This window comes from Mycobacterium sp. IDUB_37 (genome assembly GCF_055419245.1).
On the sequence record NZ_JBVAXG010000032.1, the window covers coordinates 1 to 708 of the forward strand.

Annotated in this window: 1 protein-coding gene; it reads right to left on the reverse strand. The window is 64.4% G+C overall.

Features of this window, described 5'->3' with window-relative positions; translation table 11 throughout:
• Positions 1-699: acyltransferase domain-containing protein (locus ACZY1I_RS32160; RefSeq protein WP_463761699.1), on the reverse strand; the 699-nt coding region annotated here is incomplete at its 3' end.
• Positions 700-708 lie beyond the last annotated feature (9 nt).

Genomic DNA, 708 nt, shown 5'->3' on the forward strand with positions numbered 1-708 from the left:
GGGGTAGAGGGCTGTCCAGGAGGGGCTGTGGCCGTGGTTGTGGAGTTGGGCCAAGGTGGTGGCCAGGTTGTCCTGGTCGGGGCGGTCGCGGTGCAAGGTGATGATCACCGAGGAATGCGTCCGACCGGTCGTCGCGGCCAGGGTATCGGTGATCGCCGGGGCCAGCACCGGATGCGGAGACAACTCCACAAACGTGCACTCACCAGCAGCCAGACGCTCCACCACACTGTCATGGAAACGCACCGGCTCACGCAGGTTGCGATACCAATACTCGCCATCCATCTTGGTGGTATCCAACGCATCAGCAGAAAACGCATCACCCACCGTGGAATACAACGGAACACGCGCCGGCGCAGGCTTGAGATCAGCCAACTCCGCCAACAACCGCTCCCGCAGCGGCTCCACCTGAGCAGAATGCGACGCGTAATCCACCGCGATCAACCGGAAATGCACCCCGTCGCGCTCACACGCCGCAGCGAACTGCTCCAACGCCCCAGGATCACCACTGATGATGGTGTGCGAAGGCCCGTTGACCGCCGCCACACTCAACGCCTGCCCCCACGGCGCCAACCGCGGACCCACCTCGTCGACACCCAACAACACCGACGCCATCCCACCGCCACCAGCCAACGCACTCAACGCCTGACTGCGCAACGCCACCACCCGGGCAGCCTCCGGCAACGAAAACACCCCAGCGATATACGCCGC